The 11,953-nt window shown below is 71.7% G+C and carries 11 protein-coding genes; 5 read left to right on the forward strand and 6 right to left on the reverse strand.

From position 1 onward, the window contains the following. Window positions 1–25: 25 nt before the first annotated feature. Window positions 26–1,828, reverse strand: a complete 1,803-nt coding sequence (locus IE217_RS08905) for a glycoside hydrolase family 15 protein (protein WP_190177198.1) — start codon at window positions 1,826–1,828, stop codon at window positions 26–28. A 215-nt stretch (window positions 1,829–2,043) separates the two neighbouring features. Here IE217_RS08905 and IE217_RS08910 point away from each other — a divergent pair, with 215 nt between their 5' ends. Beyond that, window positions 2,044–3,054, forward strand: a complete 1,011-nt coding sequence (locus IE217_RS08910; RefSeq protein ID WP_190177199.1) for a GAF and ANTAR domain-containing protein — start codon at window positions 2,044–2,046, stop codon at window positions 3,052–3,054. Window positions 3,055–3,085: 31 nt separating this feature from the next. On the opposite strand, the gene IE217_RS08915 is transcribed toward IE217_RS08910, so the two are convergent. Together IE217_RS08915 and IE217_RS08925 are read right to left on the reverse strand one after the other, a co-directional pair. Further along, window positions 3,086–4,000 (reverse strand): LysR family transcriptional regulator, encoded by a 915-nt coding sequence (locus tag IE217_RS08915; protein WP_190177420.1) that lies wholly within the window; start codon window positions 3,998–4,000, stop codon window positions 3,086–3,088. A 519-nt stretch (window positions 4,001–4,519) separates the two neighbouring features. Continuing rightward, window positions 4,520–5,338, reverse strand: coding sequence for a DUF6215 domain-containing protein (locus IE217_RS08925; protein WP_308432707.1), 819 nt, complete (start codon window positions 5,336–5,338; stop codon window positions 4,520–4,522). Here IE217_RS08925 and IE217_RS35210 point away from each other — a divergent pair. Genes IE217_RS35210 through IE217_RS08935 form a run of 3 tightly spaced genes read left to right on the forward strand, consistent with a single transcriptional unit; the run spans window position 5,273 to window position 7,238 of the window. Next, window positions 5,273–5,698 (forward strand): hypothetical protein, encoded by a 426-nt coding sequence (locus IE217_RS35210; protein WP_308432708.1) that lies wholly within the window; start codon window positions 5,273–5,275, stop codon window positions 5,696–5,698. The genes IE217_RS08925 and IE217_RS35210 overlap by 66 nt on opposite strands. 12 nt (window positions 5,699–5,710) lie before the next feature. Further along, on the forward strand, window positions 5,711–6,469 hold the full coding sequence (locus IE217_RS08930; protein ID WP_190177200.1) for an SDR family NAD(P)-dependent oxidoreductase: 759 nt from the start codon (window positions 5,711–5,713) through the stop codon (window positions 6,467–6,469). 37 nt (window positions 6,470–6,506) lie between these two features. Then, window positions 6,507–7,238, forward strand: coding sequence for a class I SAM-dependent methyltransferase (locus IE217_RS08935; RefSeq protein WP_229865133.1), 732 nt, complete (start codon window positions 6,507–6,509; stop codon window positions 7,236–7,238). Here the strand turns inward: IE217_RS08935 and IE217_RS08940 are convergent, their stop codons facing one another. The 3 genes from IE217_RS08940 to IE217_RS08950 all read right to left on the reverse strand — a co-directional run bounded on the left by IE217_RS08940 (window position 7,239) and on the right by IE217_RS08950 (window position 10,922). Continuing rightward, window positions 7,239–9,158 (reverse strand): glycoside hydrolase family 5 protein, encoded by a 1,920-nt coding sequence (locus tag IE217_RS08940; RefSeq protein WP_190177201.1) that lies wholly within the window; start codon window positions 9,156–9,158, stop codon window positions 7,239–7,241. 196 nt (window positions 9,159–9,354) lie between these two features. Further along, window positions 9,355–10,173: an alpha/beta fold hydrolase gene (locus tag IE217_RS08945; RefSeq protein ID WP_190177202.1), complete on the reverse strand. Its 819-nt coding sequence runs from the start codon at window positions 10,171–10,173 to the stop codon at window positions 9,355–9,357. 83 nt (window positions 10,174–10,256) lie between these two features. After that, window positions 10,257–10,922, reverse strand: coding sequence for a DUF4097 family beta strand repeat-containing protein (locus IE217_RS08950; RefSeq protein ID WP_190177423.1), 666 nt, complete (start codon window positions 10,920–10,922; stop codon window positions 10,257–10,259). 245 nt (window positions 10,923–11,167) lie between these two features. On the opposite strand from IE217_RS08950, the gene IE217_RS35355 reads away from it, so the two are divergent. After that, window positions 11,168–11,932 (forward strand): MarR family transcriptional regulator, encoded by a 765-nt coding sequence (locus tag IE217_RS35355; protein ID WP_190177203.1) that lies wholly within the window; start codon window positions 11,168–11,170, stop codon window positions 11,930–11,932. The last annotated feature ends 21 nt before the right edge of the window (window positions 11,933–11,953 follow it).

An 11,953-nucleotide genomic window follows, 5' to 3' on the forward strand; every position in this document is an offset into this window, starting at 1 on the left:
GATCGCGCCAGGAGGCGTGGCTCCGTCACCGGGCCCCACCGCTCTGCGCCAGCGAGGCCGCCGCCGAGATCGCCGCCAGGTGGGTCAGCGCCTGCGGGAAGTTCCCGAGGAGTTCGCCGCCGGCCGGGTCGATCTCTTCCGTGAACAGGCCCAGGTCGTTGGCCCTGCCCGCGAAGTCGTCGCACAGCCGGGCGGCCTCCTCCGTGTGTCCGGTGCGGCACAGTGCTTCGACGAGCCATCCCGAGCAGGCCAGGAACGCGCCCTCCTTGTCCTGCTGCCCGGTGTAGCGGTACAGCAGGCATCCCCCGGCGCCGAGTTCGGCGCGGACCGCCTGGACGGTGCTGTGGAGACGCGGATCGTCACCTGCGCAGAACCCGGTGCGCGCGGCGAGCAGGGCCGCGGCGTCCAGGTCGTCCGTGCCGGCGTAGAAGGTGTAGGACTGCTTGGCGTCCGACCAGCAGTGCTGGTCGATCCACGCCCGCACGGCGTCACGCTCCAGCCGCCAGCGCTCCGCGTGGGAACTGGGCAGCCGCCCCTCGGCGGCCATCCGGACGGCTCTGTCCAGCGCGGTCCAGCAGCCGAGTTTCGAGCTGGTGTAGTGGCGTCGCTCGCCGAGCTCCCAGAAGCCGGAATCGGGAGTGTTCCACCGGTCGCAGACGTGGTCGGCCATGGCGCTCAGCATCGTGCCCGACGCCTGGTCCAGGTGGCCACGCCGTTGGCAGTACTGCCACACCGCGTCGAACAGATCGCCGTAGGAGCCCAGTTGTGTCTGGCCGGCGGCCGCGTTGCCCACGTGGACGGGGGCGGAGTGCCGGTATCCGGGGGCCGCTTCGACCTCTTCCATCGCGGCGGAGACCGGCTCGCCGCTGAGGGCGTACAGCGGGCGCAGGGCCGGTGCTTCCCGGCTGACCGTGTCCAGGAGCCAGGAGACTCCGGCGTGCAGCTCCTCCGACATGCCGATGCGGGACATGGCGTCCAGGGCGTACGAGGCGTCGCGGATCCAGGCGAAGCGGTAGTCGTAGTTGCGGGAGCTGCCGATCTTCTCGGGCAGCGAGGTGGTGGCCGCTCCGGCGATGGCGCCCGTGACGCTGGAGGTGAGGGCCTTGAGTGTCAGGGCGCCGCGTACGACCAACTGCCGCCAGGGCCCCTCGTGAACCACGCCGCCGGACCACTGCTGCCACGCGGCGATCGTGCGTTCGAGGCGGAGGACGATCTCGTCGGGCCGTGGCACGTGCAGCGGTTCCGCGTCCACCGCGACCAGGGCCAGCAGTGCCGTGCCGCCCGCTTCCAGCACCGCCGTGCCGTGGACGGCCCGGTCCTCGAGTTCCGGTCCGCCCAGCCCTTCGGCCACGACGGCGAGCCGCTGGTCACCGACTGTCAGCAGGGGCAGACCGTGGTCGAGGCGCGCCCAGGGCCGGTTGCCCGCGGCCAGCCGATGCCCCGGGCGCACGCTCCAGGCCATCGGCACCCGGCCGGAGACGGAGGTGACGACCCGGGCCAGCTCGGTCCACGGCAGCCGCCCCAGCGCCCCGAAGTTGAGCGAGTCGGTGACCCGGACGGCTCCCTCCCGCGTGGTGAAGGTGGTCTCCAGCACCATGGTGCCTTCGACGTAGCGCCGGCTGACCTCGTACGGCACCGTGGGCGCCAGTGTGATCCGGCCTCCTTCCGCGGGGTCCAGCAGCGCGGCGCAGACGGGCGGTGCGTCCAGCGCCGGTACGGCCAGCCAGTCGACGGCTCCGTCGGCGGCGACCAGTGCGGTGGTGCGCAGGTCGCCGAGAAGGGCGTAGTCACGCAGAGGGGCGAAACCCTCCGTTCTCGTTGGCGTCACGCATCCGTCCATACCCGATCCACGGCGCTCGGCGCGGCAGCCGCCCGGTTTCACACCTTCGCCTCGCCGACTGCCGCGGCCGGGTGGTCGCGGCCGCTCCGGTGACGGCGCACGTGACGCGGGAGGTGAGGGCCTCGACGCCCGGAAGGCCGGCGGCGGTGACGTTAGGCTCGATGGGGGTTGCACACCGCTACGGGGGCGAAAGGGGCGATCAGATGACGGAACCCGATACGCGCACACGTGCCGGGCTGCCCGAACCTTCCGGGCTGTCCGGGCCTGTCGAGCCTTCCGGGCTGCTCGAGCCCGTCGAGCCTTCCGGGCTGTCCGTGCCTTCCGGGCTGCCCGGGCACGGCACCGGCGTCCGCCCGGACGGCCCGCACGCCGGGCAGGAAGCCGGGTTGGCGCCGCGCAATCGGATGCTGGCCCGCGCCGCGGTCTCCTCCGCGCAGGACATCCTCCGACAGCGCTACGGCCTGCCCTCCGCGCAGGCGGGGTTCGAGCTGCTGCGCGAGGCCTCCCAGCGGCACAACGTCAAGCTGCACACCCTCGCCGACGCGGTCATCCGCGTCCCCTGCCCGGATCACGAGCGTGGCGTCTGGTTCCCCGGCCGCGCACGCACCAGCGCTCCCCCACTCCCCCGGATACCCCTGGCCGGTCACAGCGGCGACGCGGCCACCCAGGGCTCGGTCCTCAGCGGGGCACTGACCCGCGTGCTGGAGATCACGCAGACCGGCATGGGCAACGTCCAGCTCGCCGAGCACGGCCTGCTGCGGCTGGAGAAGCACACGGGACTGAGCCGTCAGTTCACCGACTTCTTCGCCTTCGTCGACCATCCGTCCACCTCCTGCGCCCAGGCGGCCCAGGACAGGGAACAGGTCACCGTCCGGGACGTGGCCACCGAACCCTTCTTCGACGAAGGCTCCCGGCGCGTGATCCTCCATGCCGGCAGCCGCGCCTGCCACAGCGTCCCCCTGCTGAACGAGCGCGGCGCTGTGCTCGGCGTCATCTCCTCGCACCACCCCCAGCCGCTCACCGGCTACTCCCGCACCCGCCTCGAAGCCCTGAGGACCACCGCGGCCACTGTCGGCCGCTGGCTGTCCTGGCACCGCCGCACCGTCGTCCTCGACGCCCTGGAAGACCTCCACTTCTCGGCCCGCCGGAAGAGGGGCGACCGCGACGCGGCACGCACCGCCCGCCCCGACGGCGGCGCGGTCCACAGCCCGTAGCGTCGCCGCCGTGCAGGGGCCGGCCCCGGCCTCAACCCACCGCGGGCCGTCCGTGCTGAACCGCCCGGCGGAGGGCGTCCCGGCAGGCCAGGATCGCGGGATGCCGGCTGCGGCCCTGGCGTACGACGGTGAAGACCCGGCGTGTGCGCCACCCGCGCGGCAGTTGCCGCAACGGCACGGCCGGCGGCCGCCCGCTCCAGACCAGGTCGGGCAGGAACGCGGCGGCGAGCCCCTGCTCGACCAGGCGGAGGTGGAACAGCAGGTCGGTGGTCTCGAACGGCACGTCGGGTTCGAAGCCGGCGTCACGGCACAGCGACACGGCCCAGCGACGCGCGGGCGTGCCCTCGGGCTCCATGACCCACGGGTGATCGGCGAGCGAGCGCAGCGCCGCCATCGGGCCGCCGGTGTCCGGGCCCCCGGCACGTCCGGGCAGGGCGAGACGCAGGGCGTCGTCGAACAGGTCCTCCTGCTCGAGTTCCGTGGCGCGCGGGCCGGGATCGCCGGCGTACTCCTCGGCGAGGACCAGGTCGAAGTCGCGGGCCTGTAGGGCCGGCAGGGACCTCTCCGGCTCCGACTGGGTTACGTGGAACCGCAGATGAGGATGCCGGTCGCGCAACAGGCCGAGCGCCGCCGGGATCAGGGCCAGGGCGGCGGTCTGTAACGAGGCGATGCGCAGGGTGCCGGTCAGGTCGGTCAGGGATGCGGCGATGTCCGCCTCGGCGCGCTCGAGGCGTTCGAGCACCGCTTGGGTGTGGGCGACGAGGATCTCGGCCTGCGCGGTCAGCCGCACCCGCCCCCCGGCCGGCTCCAGGAGCGGCACGCCGACCTCGGCCTCCAGTTGCGAGAGCTGCTGGGAGACGGGGGACGGCGCGTACGACAGCGCCGCCGCGACGGCGGCCAGGGTGCCGCGGTGCTTGAGCTCGCGCAGGAGGCGGAGTCGGTGCAGGTCGTACCGTCGTGCCCGGCCCCGACATGGCCGTGGTGACCCGCCGTGCCCTGGTGGCCGGGCGCGGGGACGCCCTGCGTACCGTGGGCGGGATCGCCACCGGGCTGCTGCTGTGGGCGCGTTGACCGTCGCCGGACTAGCGGCGGTGCCGGCCGCTTCGCCGGCGGCGTGCCTGGTCGTCAGGCTTCTGGGCGCCGGGTATCTGGTGTACCTGGGTGCGCAGACGCTGTGGCAGCACCGGCGTGCTGGGAACGTCGGCACGGCGGAGGCGCCTGCCGCCGTGCCCGCGGGGAGCCCTTGGCGGACCGGCCTGGTCAGCAACCTCCAGGCTGACCACCACCCCGCGAGCCGACACCCGAGCCCACCGATTGACTACCGATTGGTCCCCGAACCCGCAGACCCGCTGACCCAGTTGATCCGGACCGAGTCCGTCAACCCGATCTCCGATCTCATACCCGGCGGCGGGGGTGAGAGGGCCGTCACCGGCTTCTGCGGCTCCCACGCATCCGGGGCGGCGAATCAGTGGACCGTTCGTTCGGGGATTGCGGGGAGGACCTTTTCGGCGATGTGGAGGAGGACGTCGTCGTCCGGGAGGGCGCCGGATTCACTCCACACGGTGAAGTCGTAGGAGCCGCCCCGGTCCTTCGGGTCCAACGCCACCGACAGGGTCCTGGCCAAGGGGCCCTGTTGGACCGGTCCGCCGGTTCCGCCGCTGCCGAGGTTGATCTCGAACTTCATGGTGTGATCCGAGGAGAAGACCGCGGGCCGGCCGAGCACGGTGAGCGTCTTGACGTACTGCTCGCCACCGAGCTGCTTGAGTCTGATGTACTGAGCGGTCGTCAGCTTGTTGTAGGTGGCCGAGACGTTCACCGTGTACGTGTCGAACCTGACCTCCGCCTCCGGCTCGGCGACCTTCCCGTCCGTCAGGGCGGCGGTGTTGTTGCTGCTCGAGGCCGAGGTGGCGGTCTCTTGGGGGGTACCGAGGAGCCGGGCCAGGTCGGGCCGGTTCAGCGCCTTGCACAGCTCCTCACCGGTCACGGCCCGGGGTGTCTCCTTGTATGCCTTGGGCAGCTTCTCGTCCTCCCCGTCCGAGCACGAGGCCGGCTTCGGCGTGGTGTGGTCGCCCGGCATCACGTACGGGGCCACCCACAGCGCGCCCCCGAGCGCCCCGAACAGGGCAACGGCCGCGATCGCCTGCCCCCACACGTTGGGCTCCTTCTGCGGAGCACCTGGGCCAGGACGCGGCCCCACCGCGGCCTGAGCCTCCTGCGCATGCGCCTGCGCCTGCGCCTGCGCATGGGCCTGTGCCTGGGTTTCTGCAGGGACACCGACCGCCACGCCCTCCGCGGTCGCCGCCGGACTTCCGTTACGGCGTGCGCGAACGGCCCGTACCACCACGTACACGCGTATCGCGGTGAACACCAGGAACACCACGCCGAGCAGGGCCGCGACCTGGTCGTGATCGCGGACCGCGAGATACGTGATGCGTACGCCGAGAACGGACCCGATCAGGATGAGCAGGGGCTCACGGACCCAGAAGGGCAGAAAACGGAGAAGGAAACCGAGCACCCGGTGATCCCACCAGATCATGAACATGTTCGCCAGTCCGCCGTAGCCGCCGCGGTCGTAACAGGCCGGTTCGGGCAGCGACTTCCGGCTTCGGCGGGCGACCGGGTTGATCGCTTGGACATGTGCTGACAGGCTGCCGAGGTGGATCTGGGACTCGCGGGAAAGACGGCCTTCATCACCGGAGGGAGCAGCGGCATCGGGCTGGCCATCGGCCGGGCGCTGCGCGAGGAGGGGGCGGAGGTCACCGTCTGCGGACGGGATCCGGAAAGGCTGAGGGAGTCGGGGCTGCCCGGCATCCCGGCGGACGTCACCGATCCGGAGGCGCTGGCCCGGGCCGTCGACGAGGCGGCCGAGCGGATGAGCGGGCTGGACCTGCTGGTCGCCAACGCGGGCGGGGTGTCCGGGGGCGGGCTGCTGGACTCGACGCCACAGGACTGGCTGCGGACGTACGAGTTGAACGTGCTGCACGCCGCCCACGCCATCCGCTGCGCCGTGCCGCACTTCGAGCAGCGCGGGGGCGGGAGCGCGCTCGTCGTGGCGTCGATCACGGGATGGAAGCCGGGCCCGAAGTCGTCGTATGCCCCGGCGAAGGCGGCGGAGATCCATCTCGCCGCCACGCTCGGCCAGGAACTGGGCCCGCGCGGCATCCGTGTGAACGCGCTCAGTCCAGGCTCGGTGATGTTCGAGGGCGGGGGCTGGGCGTGGTTCCGGGACCACCGGCCGGAGCAGTACGAGGCCTTCGCCCGCGACGACTTCCCCGGTGGGCGGCTGGTCGAACCGCGGGAGGTCGCGGACGTGGCGTGCTTCCTGCTGTCACCCCGGGCCGGCGGGGTCAACGGGGCCAACATCTGCGTGGACGGCGCCCAGGACCATCCGAGCGCGGGCCGCTTCTTCCCGTGAAAGGGCTCAGGAAAGCTCAGAAGGGCTGAGAAAGGCTGTGACCTCAGTGGTGGAGAACGACTACGACAGCTTCGCCGAGGCGTACGTCGCTCATACCGAGAACAACCTCGTGAACGCCTACTACGCGCGGCCCGCGATGCTGGCCCTCGCGGGAGAGGTGGCCGGCCGCAGGATCCTGGACGCAGGCTGCGGGGCGGGCGCGCTGTCCGCCGCGCTGGTTCAGCGCGGGGCCGCCGTCACCGGTGTCGACGCCAGCGCCGGGATGCTGACACTGGCCAGGCGGCGCCTGGGCGCCGACGCGGAACTGCGCCTGGCCGACCTGAGCGGCCCCCTGCCGTTCGACGACGGCGCGTTCGACGACGTGGTCGCCTCGCTGGTCCTGCACTACCTGGAGGACTGGGGGCCGGCCCTTGCGGAGATACGGCGCGTGCTCAGGCCGGGCGGCCGGCTGATCGCGTCGGTGGACCACCCCTTCGTGGCCTACACGTTCGGGGATCGCCGGCCCGACTACTTCGCGACCACCAGCTACACCTTCCACTGGACCTTCGACGGGCAGTCGTTCCCGATGAGGTTCTGGCGCAAGCCCCTGCACGCGATGACCGATGCCTTCACCGCCGCCGGCTTCCGCATCACCGCCATCAGCGAGCCGCAACCCGACCCGGCCGCACACGAGTTGTTTCCCGAGGAATCCCGCGAACTTTCGAGCAGGACCTGCTTTCTGTTCTTCGTCGTCGAGGTGCCGCCGACGGCCGACGGCCCGGACGCCTAGTCAGGGCAGACGGCGGCACAGCAGGGCGGCCGGGCCGCGAGCGCTGCCCACGCGGGTGGTGAAGGCGATCCCGGCGGCGTACTCGTCGTCGGCGCACTGGCCCTTGTAGTCGCCGTAGGCGAAGTCGCCGCCGTCCGCGCCGGCGGGGCGGTTGTCGGAGCGGTCGAACCAGACGGTGCGCCCCGTACCGGCCAGGGGCGTGCGCGCCGGGGCGCACAGGGCGGCGGACAGCCGGCCGCCGCGGCGGCTGTAGCCGATGAGGTACTGCCCGGAGGGGCACTGGAGTTTGGTGTAGCCCGAGGCCCAGTCGCCCCCGGCGGGGACGTAGCGCTCGTCGGTGACGACGGTCTGGGCGTTGCCCTCGGCGCGCAGGTCGCCGGCGGTGACGTCGGTGCACAGCCCGCGTCCCGACGTGTGCCCGATGCCCGCCAGCCGCAGGCCGTCGGGACAGGCGGCCTTGTAGGCGCCCGTGTCCCAGTCGCCGCCCGCTCTCACCCGCAGCGACTGCACGTGGTCGCCGTGGTCGGTGGTGAGCATCCGCCAGACCGGGACCGGGGCGAGTGGTCCGTTGCGGGTCGGCGCGGTCACGAGGTGGTTCCACGCGGTACCGCGCCAGTCGCCGCCGTCGAGGATGCCGTACCGGTGCCCGCCCGTGTCGTAGCGCAGCAGGGCCCAGTCGTCGTGGCCTTCCCAGCCCACCAGCGGCCAGTACGCGAAGTCGGCGTCGTGGTCGGCGAAGTAGTCGGTGACGTTGCCGAACCACGCCCGCGCGGCGGCCCCCGTCTCACCCGCCCCGATGCCGAACTCGCTGATCCACACGGGTACGGTGAAGTGATTGCCGCTCTCCTGCTCGACGAAGAACGCCTCGTCGGTGAGGGCTTGGAAGAGCTGGTCACGGGTGAGGTCCTGGTAGCGGGCGTCGTGGGTCTCTCCGATGCCGGTCGCGCCGCTGTGACGGGGGCCGGTGTATCCGTAGAAGTGGGCGGAGTAGACCAGTTTATGGGTGGCGACGAGTGTGTGGGAGAGGGTGCGCGCGGGTGTGAGCAGGGGGCGGCCGTGCGGAAGCCCGTCGACGGGCAGGCCGGTCCAGTTGATGCCTTCCACGACGATGAGCAGGTCGGGGTTGGCCTCGGTGAGGATGCGGTCGGCGGCGAGCTGGGCCGCGGCGTACCAGTCATGGTCGTCGCCCAGCCCCCAGTTGGGGTCGTCGAAGACGTCACGGCGTACCTCGTTGTAGAGGTCGGCTCCGACCACGCGAGGGTCGGAGGCGTAACGGCGGCCCATGAACACCCAGTCGTCCGCCCACCGTGCGGTGGACTGGCTGCTGTTCCAGCGCTCGTTGCCGTCGATGCCGCAGCACCAGCGGGAGGTGTTGGTGTGGTTGTTGAGGATCACGGCGAAGCCGCTGCCCGTGAGGGCGGCCACGACCGCGTCGTAGACCTGCAGGGGTGTCCTGCCGCGTAGTTGGGGGTTGGCGGCGACGGCGGCGTCGGGCACCGGCGACGTCTCGTGGATCATCTCGTTGGAGAACGGCAGCCGGATGCTGTTGATGCCAAGGGCGTGGAAGTCGTCGAGGAGCCTGGACAGGGGCACCCGGTCCAGGCCGAGGGGTATGCCGTAGGAGTTCTGTCCGGCGTGCTGGTTGGCGGGGTCGGTGCTGCTGCCGCTGCCTGTCCATGATCCTTGTGCGCCGTCCCAGTTGGCCGCCTTCAGCCGGAAGCGGTTGCCCTCGGCGTCGACGATGTACCGGCCGCGAGTGGAGAGGGGCGGCTGCCAGGCGGTGGCCGCCGGGGCGGCGGGCTGTGCGGCGACCGCCGGGGCGCTGGACTGTGCGGCGACCGCTCCTGGTGCGGTTGTCAGGAGGAGGACGGCCGAGGCCAGCCCTGTCAGGTACCGGACAACTGCGCTCGTGATCGACATACGCGCGAGTGTAGGGAACAACCGCCCCTGCGCACAGGGCAGTTGACCGACAAGGGCGACCATGACGAGACCGACGAGACCGACGAGAAGGCGGAACGAGGACTGACGACCGGCGTGACACGTCCGGCCGTCAGCCCAGCGGCCACTGGCCAGTGGCGCCGGCCAGCGGCACCGGCCAATGGCGCCGGCCAGTGGTTCAGCGTTCCCCGCCGCCCAGTGCCGCGACCTCGCGCACGGCCCCGGCGATGGCCGGGAAGTCCTTGCGCAGGAGCGCACCGTGGTTGCTCGCGACCTTCGCGGCGATCTCGATGTGCGGGTTCTTCGCGGTAGCGGCGTCCAGGCCGGCGCGTATCTGCTCCTGCTCGTCGCCCCGGCTCCCGAAGGATGTTCCCGAGGCGACGACGTACCGGGTCGGGACGGTGATGCCGTCCAGTACGGGACCCAACTCGCCGCGTCGGGAGAGCCTGCCGAGCTCGATGTTGCTCTCGGCCTGCTGTGCGGCGGTCATCCGCGGGGTCAGGCCGGTGGGGCGCAGCAGCGGGGTGAACCAGCCCAGGCGCCGGAACAGCTTGCGGATGCGCTCCTCCATGGCGTCATCCAGCCAGTCGTACGGGAACGCGCCGTCGACCAGCACCGCGCCCACGGCACGCTCCGGGTTCCGGCACGCCCAATGCGCGGCGACGACCGCTCCGTAGGACCAGCCCACCACCAGCGCCCGGTCCACGTTCCTGGCGGCGAGGACCGCGTCGACGTCGCGGACGGCCGCCTCGAAGGAGTAGTCCGCCGAGCGCCCGGACTTGCCCCGGGCCCGCTCGTCGTAGGTGATGTGCCGCCACCGCGGCCCGAGTTCGGCGACGACCCGGCGCCAGTAGCCCTGCGTGGCGAACTGGCCGTTGAGGTAGACCACCGGGAGGCCGGCGCCGCCGGTGTCGGTGACGGCCAGGGCCGTGTCGTCGACCGGCACCATGCCGGTCCACTTCGAACCGGTCGCCGCCGATGTGCTGTTGTTCGTCATGCGTTCCCCCTGATCGCGTCGAGTCGCATTGCGTTGCGTCGGTGTGCGTGCGGACGTGCGGCCTGTCGCGCGGTTCCGCGCCGTCAGAGGCCGCGGGCGGTGATGTCGCCGTGGGAGGTGGTGGCGCGGATGTCGAGCTTGGCGGTGCCGTCGTTCTTGAGGGTGTTGCTGATACGGCCGTAGCCGGTGTCGGCGTCGAGGGTGGCCGGGACGCCGGCGGCGGCGCCGACCGAGATGTCGCCGGACTGGGTGCGAAGGGTGACGGTGCCGCACACTGCCTCGGCGATGCGGATGTCACCCCGCGTGGTGCTGATCCGCGCCGGACCGCCCAGCCGGCCGACCTCGACGTCGCCGTCGAGCGCGACCAGCCGGACGCTCGCGGCCTCGTCGATCTTGACGCGGTGGTACGCGCCCTCGAAGTCGACGTCGCCGAGGCGGCCGACCGCACGGAACTCACAGCCCTCGGTCTGGGCCTCGACGCGGGAGCCGGCGGGCAGCTGGACGGTGACCTCCACGGAACCGGACGGGCCGAGGAGCCGGTTCCCCTGCTCGGGGGCGTGGATGTGCAGGACTCCGTCGGCGTAGGCGACGGTGGTCTGCTCGGCGGCCTTGACGTCGCGCCCCTTGGCGGGGTTGGCGGGCCGGACCTCGACGGTGGTGTCCCCGCGGTCGGCGGCGATGAGCTGGACACGCCCGGCGGGGATGGCCAGGACGGCGGAGACCGGGGCGGAGGTGTCGAACTTCTGCATCATGCTCTCCTGTGCTCGCATCTTCGTTTCGTGTTTCTGATATTGGAAAAGCTACGTTGCTTTCCAAAGTGAGGCAACAAAATTGTTGCACTATCTCAGCATTTACGCAGTTCAGAGGTCAGAAACTGTTGCAATGTATGGATAGGCAACGCAACGTCTGTCCGCACCATCATTGCAATGAGTGATCAGTGAACGCTATGCTCCGAGCACAGGAACCGCCGCGAGACACATCAGGGAGAAGCGCGATGCCGGGAGGCAGACTCACCCAGCAGGAACGCCGGCAGATCGCGCTGGGGCTGGCCGACAGCCTCCCCTACGCCGAGATCGCCCGCCGCCTGGGCCGGCCGACCTCGACCGTCACACGCGAGGTGATGCGCAACGGGGGCCCCACCGCGTACCGCGCCGACCTCGCCCATCGCGCCACCGAACGCCGCGCCCACCGGCGCGGGGCCGCATCCGCCCGCGAGACGCAGCCGGTCGCCCAGCCGCACGGACGTGACGCCGAGGCCGTGGCCGAGTACGAGGAGACACTCACCACCGTCCTCATGGCCTCCGGCCTGCCCAAGATGCCTGCCCGAGTGCTGACCTGCCTGTTCACCAGCGACGCGGGCAGCCTCACCGCCTCCCGGCTCGCCCAGCGCCTCCAGGTCAGCCCGGCGTCCATCTCCAAGGCGATCGCCTATCTGGAGAGCCAGAGCCTGGTCCGCAGGGAGCGCGACGAACGCCGCCGCGACCGCTACATCGTCGACGACGAACTCTTCTACCAGGCGACCATCGCCAGCGCCCGGGCCAACGACCAGCTCGTCGAGACCGCACGCCAAGGCGTCGCCGTGCTGGGCGCCCACACACCCGCCGCGCACCGCCTGGAGAACATCGCCCGCTTCCTCGACTTCATCAGCGAAAGCATCACCCGCGCCGCCGAACAGGCCCGCGAAGTCCTCCACACGGCACGGAACACAGGACGGGACAGGTCACGGGACGCGGCGACAGCCCCGCACGACACCGCGTGACCCGCCTACTTGCCCGCGGCG

The organism is Streptomyces naganishii JCM 4654, assembly GCF_014650575.1.
GTDB lineage: Bacteria > Actinomycetota > Actinomycetes > Streptomycetales > Streptomycetaceae > Streptomyces > Streptomyces naganishii.